Source organism: uncultured Planktosalinus sp. (assembly GCF_963973675.1).
In the GTDB taxonomy this organism is placed as follows: domain Bacteria; phylum Bacteroidota; class Bacteroidia; order Flavobacteriales; family Flavobacteriaceae; genus Planktosalinus.
Genome location: NZ_CAXBAN010000102.1, coordinates 1 through 7,885 on the forward strand (window position 1 = coordinate 1; position 7,885 = coordinate 7,885).

The window sequence follows — 7,885 nt, forward strand, 5'->3', positions numbered from 1 at the left end:
ATCCGGGCGCCAAAATCGCAAAAAATGTAGTAATTGAACCTTTTACAACCATTCACAATAATGTTGTAATAGGAGAGGGGACCTGGATAGGATCTAATGTCACCATCATGGAAGGAGCACGAATTGGAAAGAATTGCAATATCTTTCCGGGCGCTGTGATTTCAGCAATTCCACAGGATTTAAAATTTCAGGATGAAGATACAACTGTTGAAATTGGTGACGGGACTACAATTCGGGAATTTGTCACCATTAATCGTGGAACTAAAGACCGCATGAAAACAGTAGTTGGTAAAAACTGTTGGATTATGGCCTATTGTCATATTGCTCATGATTGTATTGTAGGTGATAATTGTGTGTTTTCAAACAACAGTACCTTAGCCGGTCATATTACTGTGGGTGATCATGTTGTTTTAGCCGGAATGGCGGCTATACAGCAATTTTGTATGATTGGAAGCCATGCATTTGTTACAGGAGGTTCTTTGGTAAGAAAAGATGTGCCTCCTTATGTAAAAGCAGGGAGGGAACCTCTTTCCTATGTTGGGATAAATTCAATCGGACTTAGACGGAGAGGCTTCTCAACAGAAAAAATAAGAGAAATTCAAGACATTTACCGCATTCTTTATCAAAAAAATTATAACAATTCACAAGCTTCAGAAATTATTGAAGCTGAAATGGAAGCCACACCTGAACGTGATGAAATTCTCCAGTTTATCAAAAATTCACAAAGAGGTATCATGAAAGGATATGTAAGCTCAATTTAAACCTAAAAAGACACATTAATTACTAATAAAAAAACTATGGCAACTACATCAGATATTAGAAATGGACTATGTATAAAATACAATCACGATATTTTTAAAGTAATTGAATTTCTTCACGTAAAACCAGGGAAGGGCCCTGCTTTTGTCAGAACTAAATTAAAAAGTGTAACAAGCGGAAAAGTAATTGACAATACTTTTTCTGCAGGTCATAAAATTGATGAAGTAAAAGTCATGACCAACAAGTTTCAATTTTTATACAATGATAATGATTTTTATCATTTTATGGATGTTGAAGATTTTTCTCAAATACAATTAAAGGAAAGCGCTTTAGACAATCCAGGTTTACTTAAAGAAGGTGAAGTAGTTACAATATTAATAAATACAGAAGACAATTTGCCACTGTCTGTTGAAATGCCTGCCAGTGTCGTTCTTGAAGTTACAGCTACTGAACCCGGAGTAAAAGGTAATACAGCTACAAACGCCACAAAACCAGCTACTGTTGAAACTGGTGCCGTAGTAAATGTCCCTCTCTTTATAAATGAAGGAGATAAAATTAAAATTGAAACAGACAAAGGAACATATAAAGAAAGAGTAAAAGAATGATTATAGTATGTTAAACAATCTAAAAATTATCACTTTTTTACCAATACTTATTCTAAGTTGTAACTCTAGTCAAAAAACAATGAATGATTCCATTGTTGGAAATTGGTTGTTAATTGACATCCAGAAAAATCAAATGGCCCAAGGTGCTAAAAACAAATTTACAGATCTTGAAAAACACCAAGTCATTTACAATTTTAAGAATAATGGTAGTCTTATTGTTACAGGAGATACTGTATTAGTTCATACCCCTGGCACATATAATTACAATTTAGAAAAAGATTATATAGGTTTACCGCTCGAAAATCAAGCAAATGAGTTACTTCTTAGTATTGATAATTCAAAATGGTCATTCACAAAAAAGAATAATGAAATAAAAATTGGACAAGCATTTTTAGATGGACCTGAACTAACTTTAAAACGAAAGTTAAATTGATGAAATTTGCCCTAATTGCTCATGATAATAAAAAACCTGAAATGGTAGCCTTTGTAATGCGAAGATTACAGTTTTTTAATAAAGACTGCGTAAATATTGTTGCAACAGGTACTACCGGAAAAATGATTCGAGATGCAGGTGTCGAAAAATTAGAGGTAGTTCAAAGCGGTCCCATGGGGGGAGATGCTGAAATAGCCGCAATGGTAAGCCGAGGTGAAATAACATCCGTTATTTTTTTTAGAGATCCTTTAGGAAAACATCCCCACGAAGTAGATGTTTCTATGCTTATGCGGTTGTGCGATGTACATAATATACCACTGGCTACAAATCATGCCGCCGGCGAAATACTACTTGAACATTACCAAAATCAGAAAGGACAATGAAATTTACCCCTCAACAATCTTTAGAGTCGATCGCAAAAATTATAAACTGTGACTATGTGGGACATGCAGAATTTCCAGTTTTAGGAATGAATGAAATACATGTTGTAGAGCCCGGCGATATTGTTTTTGTTGATCACCCAAAATATTATGAAAAAGCTCTGAAATCTGCTGCAACTACTATATTAATTAATAAACAAGTAGAGTGTCCGGAAGGTAAAGCACTTTTAATTTCAGACGACCCATTCAGAGATTTTAATAAACTCACGATTCACTTCAATCCTTTTATTGCCTCAAAAACTTCTATTTCAGTTACATCACAAGTAGGAGAAGGAACAGTCATACAGCCTAATGTATTTATAGGAAACAATGTAAAAATTGGTAATAATTGTCTCATTCATTCAAATGTTTCCATTTATGACAATACGGTGATAGGTGACAATGTAACCATCCATGCAGGATCAGTTTTGGGTTCTGATGCTTTTTACTATAAAAACAGACCTGAAGGTTTTGATAAATTAATTAGTGGAGGCAGGGTAATTATTAAAAACCACGTAGATATTGGAGCCGCCTGTACAATTGATAAAGGAGTGACGGGCGATACAACGATTGGAGAAGGAACTAAAATTGATAATCAAGTGCATATTGGTCACGACACTTTAATAGGAAATAAATGTTTAATTGCTTCACAAACAGGAATTGCCGGGTGCGTAGTGATAGAAGATGAAGTCACACTTTGGGGCCAGGTAGGTGTAACTAGCGGTATAACAATCGGAAAAAAAGCTGTTATCTCTGCACAATCTGGCATTAGCAAAACATTAGAAGGCGGAAAATCATATTTTGGAACACCTGCAGATGATTTCAGATCAAAGTATAAAGAAATTGCCTCTATAAAATTAATTCCTTCACTTTTGGAAGAAATAAATAAATTGAAAAAATAAAATAGCATGAGTAAGAAAGCAAAAAAGATCGTTCAGTCCTTTTATGAATCAGATTTTATAAAAAATGAGCGTTTAATTGAACATTTTATTCATCCTGAGCTTACCTTAATTTGGAATAGCACAACAGACGGGCTTTCAATATTAAATTTCGATGATTTAAATGATTTTTTTGATGAAATAAAACGCAATTATGCTGATATGAGAATAGAAATCAGCCATTTACTTCAGGATGATAATTTTGTAACTATTCGCTATAAATATTACATTACTACTTTAGAAAACCCCAATGAAGAAATGGGTATTGCCCATTTTATAGCAATTTGGGAAGTTAAAGATGATAAACTTTATAAAGGATATCAAATCAGTCAGCCGGTGACAGATAAAGATGACACACAAAAATCTTATCACAGAGTTAAAGTATAATTTTTATACTCGTTTTAAAAGTTTATTTTTGCAGTCAAATTCACAAAAACAATATAATTCAATGAGTGTTCTAGTTAATAAAAATTCTAAAATAATAGTTCAAGGTTTTACCGGAAGTGAAGGCACATTTCATGCTAGTCAAATGATAGAGTATGGAACCAATGTTGTTGGTGGTGTTACACCAGGAAAAGGCGGACAGACCCATTTAGATAAACCGGTTTTTAATACTGTTTCTGAAGCTGTAGAAAAAACTGGAGCAGATACTTCAATCATTTTTGTGCCTCCTGCTTTTGCCGCCGATGCAATTATGGAAGCTGCAGATGCCGGCATTAAAGTAATTATTACAATTACAGAAGGAATTCCAGTTGCTGATATGATTAAAGCTAATAATTATATCAAAAACAAGCAGTGTAGACTAGTAGGTCCCAATTGTCCCGGCGTTATTACTCCTGAGGAGGCAAAAGTTGGAATTATGCCAGGTTTTGTTTTTAAGAAAGGAACCGTAGGGTTAGTTTCAAAATCAGGTACTCTTACCTATGAAGCAGCAGATCAAGTTGTCAAACAAGGTTTGGGAATTACTACAGCAATTGGAATAGGAGGTGACCCCATCATTGGAACAACAACTAAAGAAGCCTTGGAATTATTAATCAATGATGATGAAACAGAATGTGTAGTAATGATTGGTGAAATTGGAGGCCAACTTGAAGCAGACGCAGCAAAATGGTACAAAGAAAGTGGAAGCAAAAAGCCTGTAGTAGGTTTTATTGCTGGTGAAACTGCACCCGCAGGAAGAACAATGGGACACGCAGGAGCTATTGTTGGAGGTAGTGAAGATACCGCTGCTGCTAAAAAGAAAATTATGAGAGATCACGGTATTCACGTGGTAGATTCACCTGCAGAAATAGGAAAAAAAGTAGCAGAAGTACTATCCTAAAAATTCTAATATTATTAACATAAAACCTTTCGAAAATCGAAGGGTTTTTTTGTTTGTTCCTATTGCAAATGTGTATATTTGAAGACAACTATAAATTTAAACCAGTTTATGAAACTACTAACAGGAAAAACAGCAATCATAACAGGGGGGAGTAGAGGAATCGGTAAAGGAATAGCAGAAGTGTTTGCAAAAAACGGTGCTAATGTAGCATTTACATTCAGCTCTTCAGAGGAAGCAGCTTTAGAATTAGAAAATCAACTCACAAAAGAAGGCGTCAAAGCCAAAGCTTATAAAAGTGACGCAGCAAACTATCAGCAATCGCAAGAACTAGCAGAAGAAGTAGTTAAAGAATTTGGAAGTATAGATATTTTGATCAATAATGCCGGTATTACAAAAGACAATCTTTTGATGCGTATTTCTGAGGAAGATTTCGACAAAGTTATTGAGGTCAATCTCAAGTCTGTGTTTAATATGACAAAAGCAGTTCAGCGCACAATGCTTAAACAACGTCAAGGTTCAATCATAAATATGAGTTCTGTTGTAGGTGTAAAAGGAAATGCCGGACAAACAAACTATGCTGCTTCAAAAGCAGGTATAATTGGGTTCACAAAATCTGTTGCTTTAGAATTAGGTTCCAGAAACATTCGCTGCAACGCAATAGCACCGGGCTTTATTGAAACTGAAATGACTGCAAAACTGGATGAAAGTACTGTTCAAGGTTGGAGAGATGCAATCCCATTAAAACGTGGGGGAACACCTGAAGACATTGCCAATGCTTGCGTATTTTTAGCGAGTGACTTATCAACATATGTTACCGGGCAGGTACTAAATGTAGATGGTGGAATGTTAACTTAACAAAATCCTAAGTAAAAATAAATTAATTAATAGGCATACTCTAGAACTATATGCATGAAGATTCTTTGTTTTATATCATTTTAGCAGTCCTTGTTGCTATTAGTATTGCAAGTTATTTTTATGGATATAAATCTAAACTCTCTATCAAGCTTCGGTGGTATTTTGGTGCCTTACGGTTTTTAAGTGTGTTCATCCTGTTGCTTTTGTTAATCAATCCAAAGTTTTACAACACGACACAGTTTAACGAGAAACCCGGACTCGCAGTTTTGGTTGACAACTCCGAATCTGTAAAATACCTTGAAAAGTCTCAGGAAACTCAAAATGCTGTTAGTTTTTTCAAAAATAATGAAGCACTTCAAAGCAGGTTTGATATCGATTTTTATAGTTTTGGAGAAAACCTTAGAACACTAGACTCTTTATCATTTACAGAAAAACAAACGAAGCTTTCTCAGCCACTTCTTTCATTGAATGAGGTTTACAAAAACAAAGTGACACCAATTGTTTTATTAACTGACGGAAATCAAACATTTGGTGATGATTATGAGTTTGTTTCACATAATTTAAGTCAGCCAATCTACCCAGTCATTCTAGGTGATACAACAACTTATAAAGATGTTTCTATTAACAGAATTAATGTAAATCGATATACATACCTCAATAATGAATTTCCGGTTGAAGTTTTTTTGTTGTATTCAGGAAACACCTCTGAAACTACAATTTTCACTGTTAAAAAAGATGGCTTAACTGTTTATCAACAAACAGTTAACTTAAATGAATCTCAGTCTTCTCAAGTCTTAAACTTTACACTACCTGCAAATAGGGTTGGAGTTCAAAAATATACTGCTGAAATCGGGAGTCTTACAGATGAAAAAAATAGTTCAAATAATCAAAATGTATTTGCTGTAGAAGTAATTGATCAGGCTACAAACATCCTTTTAGTTTCAGATATTGTGCATCCTGATATTGGTGCTCTTAAGAAGGCTATAAGCAGTAATGAACAAAGAAAAATTACAGTAGAAAACCCTAACGAGGCCTTAAAAAATATAACTGATTTTCAACTGGTTATTTTATACCAGCCAACCAGTCGTTTTGGACAGATATTTGAGGAAATTGATCGCCTAAACTTAAACGCTTTTATAATCGCCGGATCGCAAACAAACTGGACTTTTCTAAATCGGGTGCAAAACAATTTTAATAAAACGGCCTATAGCACAGAAGAAGTTCAGGGAGTATTAAACACAGCTTATTCACTTTTTTCAGTAGATGATATTGGCTTCAACAATCTTCCACCTCTGAAATCTTCTTTAGGCGATTTAACTTTTAAAGGCGCACACGAGGTTCTCTTAAAACAACAAATTTTAGATATTACAACAGAAAATGCCCTTCTATCAACATACGAATCAGGAACACAAAGGTTTGCGTTTCTTGACGCAGAAAATATCTGGAAATGGCGATCAAATATTTATGTGAAGAATGGCAGCTTTAGGCCATTCGATGATTTTATCAATAATTTAGTACAATATCTTTCGTCAGATAAAAACAAGACAAGATTGGATGTAGAAGCCGAGTCATTCTACTATAATAATGGTGATATTAAGATTAAAGCTCAATTTTTTGATAAAAATTATGAGTTTAATAACCGTGCATCTTTAAACATTACAGTAAAAAATAATGAAACACAACAGTCAAACACATTTCCCTTACTTTTAAAATCAAATTTTTATGAAGTTAATTTAAGTAATCTTGAGCCGGGTGAATATTCTTATACTGTAAGTGTAACTGAAGAGCCTGTAAATGTCTCCGGGAGTTTTAGTGTCTTAGAATTTAATGTTGAACAACAGTTTTTGAACGCTGATGTAAACAAGCTAAGCCGTCTTTCAACTGCAACTAATGGAGCTGCTTATTTTATTGAAAACTTTACAGAACTGGAGCAAGATTTATTAAATGACAGAAGGTACACAACCATTGAGAAAAGTGAACAAAAAATCGTAACTTTGCTGGATTGGAAAATACTGTTGTTCATTTTGATTGCTCTTTTAGCAATTGAGTGGTTCAGTAGAAAATATTTTGGATTGATCTAATCTGAAATTTTTAATTTATTCAACTTTTAAATATTTAAAATCAATAAAATAGCTATGGAAAAAATGCCAAAAATTGGATTGCCTTTAATTTTTATAATTATCGTAGTAATCATTTTACTAACTAAATCTATAACAACAGTAGGTGCAGGGTCTGCGGGAGTATTATACAAACCCTTAGCTGATGGTGTTGTAACTGAAGAGCCAGCACTTAATGAAGGTTTTCATATTATTGCTCCATGGAATAGTGTAACAATTTATGAAGTAAGACAGCAAGAACTTTCAGAAAAAATCGAAGCCCTTTCATCAAACGGACTTGATATTAGAATTGATGCTTCTATATGGTATCAACCGGAGTATGAAAACTTAGGAAACTTACACCAACAAAAAGGTGAGTTGTATGTGCAGCGTGTTTTACAGCCTGCAATACGTTCAGCTGCCAGAAGTGTTGTAGGGCGTAACACTCCGGAACAATTG

The 7,885-nt window shown here is 34.2% G+C and carries 10 protein-coding genes; all 10 read left to right on the plus strand.

What is annotated here, in order from left to right; translation table 11 throughout:
• Nucleotides 1-761: acyl-ACP--UDP-N-acetylglucosamine O-acyltransferase (gene lpxA, locus AACY61_RS05590; protein ID WP_339610600.1), on the plus strand; the 761-nt coding region annotated here is incomplete at its 5' end.
• A gap of 36 nt (nucleotides 762-797) precedes the next feature.
• Nucleotides 798-1,364, plus strand: a complete 567-nt coding sequence (gene efp, locus AACY61_RS05595) for an elongation factor P (protein ID WP_339610601.1) — start codon at nucleotides 798-800, stop codon at nucleotides 1,362-1,364.
• Between the two features lie 79 nt (nucleotides 1,365-1,443).
• Nucleotides 1,444-1,797, plus strand: coding sequence for a hypothetical protein (locus AACY61_RS05600; protein ID WP_339610602.1), 354 nt, complete (start codon nucleotides 1,444-1,446; stop codon nucleotides 1,795-1,797).
• A complete protein-coding gene (locus AACY61_RS05605) occupies nucleotides 1,797-2,180 on the plus strand; it encodes a methylglyoxal synthase (RefSeq protein ID WP_339610603.1) in 384 nt (127 codons plus the stop codon). Before AACY61_RS05600 ends, AACY61_RS05605 begins: the two co-directional genes overlap by 1 nt.
• A complete protein-coding gene (locus AACY61_RS05610; RefSeq protein WP_339610604.1) occupies nucleotides 2,177-3,118 on the plus strand; it encodes a UDP-3-O-(3-hydroxymyristoyl)glucosamine N-acyltransferase in 942 nt (313 codons plus the stop codon). Before AACY61_RS05605 ends, AACY61_RS05610 begins: the two co-directional genes overlap by 4 nt.
• Before the next feature lie 6 nt (nucleotides 3,119-3,124).
• The gene (locus AACY61_RS05615; protein ID WP_339610605.1) at nucleotides 3,125-3,541 is read left to right on the plus strand and encodes a nuclear transport factor 2 family protein; all 417 of its coding nucleotides are present in this window, start codon (nucleotides 3,125-3,127) and stop codon (nucleotides 3,539-3,541) included.
• 61 nt (nucleotides 3,542-3,602) lie between these two features.
• Nucleotides 3,603-4,475 carry a succinate--CoA ligase subunit alpha gene (sucD, locus tag AACY61_RS05620; RefSeq protein ID WP_339610606.1) on the plus strand — a complete coding sequence of 291 codons (873 nt, stop codon included), beginning with the start codon at nucleotides 3,603-3,605 and terminating at the stop codon, nucleotides 4,473-4,475.
• Between the two features lie 108 nt (nucleotides 4,476-4,583).
• Nucleotides 4,584-5,330 (plus strand): 3-oxoacyl-[acyl-carrier-protein] reductase, encoded by a 747-nt coding sequence (fabG, locus tag AACY61_RS05625; RefSeq protein WP_339610607.1) that lies wholly within the window; start codon nucleotides 4,584-4,586, stop codon nucleotides 5,328-5,330.
• A gap of 50 nt (nucleotides 5,331-5,380) precedes the next feature.
• Nucleotides 5,381-7,411 (plus strand): VWA domain-containing protein, encoded by a 2,031-nt coding sequence (locus AACY61_RS05630; RefSeq protein WP_339610608.1) that lies wholly within the window; start codon nucleotides 5,381-5,383, stop codon nucleotides 7,409-7,411.
• A 54-nt stretch (nucleotides 7,412-7,465) separates the two neighbouring features.
• Nucleotides 7,466-7,885 (plus strand): SPFH domain-containing protein (locus AACY61_RS05635; RefSeq protein WP_339610609.1); only part of this gene is annotated, 420 nt, incomplete at its 3' end.

What these genes read in the sequence shown, in the direction of transcription:
- sucD (WP_339610606.1), top strand. Translation starts at nt 3,603, where the DNA reads ATGAGTGTTCTAGTTAATAAAAATTCTAAAATAATAGTTCAAGGTTTT.
- AACY61_RS05630 (WP_339610608.1), top strand. Translation starts at nt 5,381, where the DNA reads ATGCATGAAGATTCTTTGTTTTATATCATTTTAGCAGTCCTTGTTGCT.
- fabG (WP_339610607.1), top strand. Translation starts at nt 4,584, where the DNA reads ATGAAACTACTAACAGGAAAAACAGCAATCATAACAGGGGGGAGTAGA.
- efp (WP_339610601.1), top strand. Translation starts at nt 798, where the DNA reads ATGGCAACTACATCAGATATTAGAAATGGACTATGTATAAAATACAAT.
- AACY61_RS05610 (WP_339610604.1), top strand. Translation starts at nt 2,177, where the DNA reads ATGAAATTTACCCCTCAACAATCTTTAGAGTCGATCGCAAAAATTATA.
- AACY61_RS05605 (WP_339610603.1), top strand. Translation starts at nt 1,797, where the DNA reads ATGAAATTTGCCCTAATTGCTCATGATAATAAAAAACCTGAAATGGTA.
- AACY61_RS05600 (WP_339610602.1), top strand. Translation starts at nt 1,444, where the DNA reads ATGAATGATTCCATTGTTGGAAATTGGTTGTTAATTGACATCCAGAAA.
- AACY61_RS05615 (WP_339610605.1), top strand. Translation starts at nt 3,125, where the DNA reads ATGAGTAAGAAAGCAAAAAAGATCGTTCAGTCCTTTTATGAATCAGAT.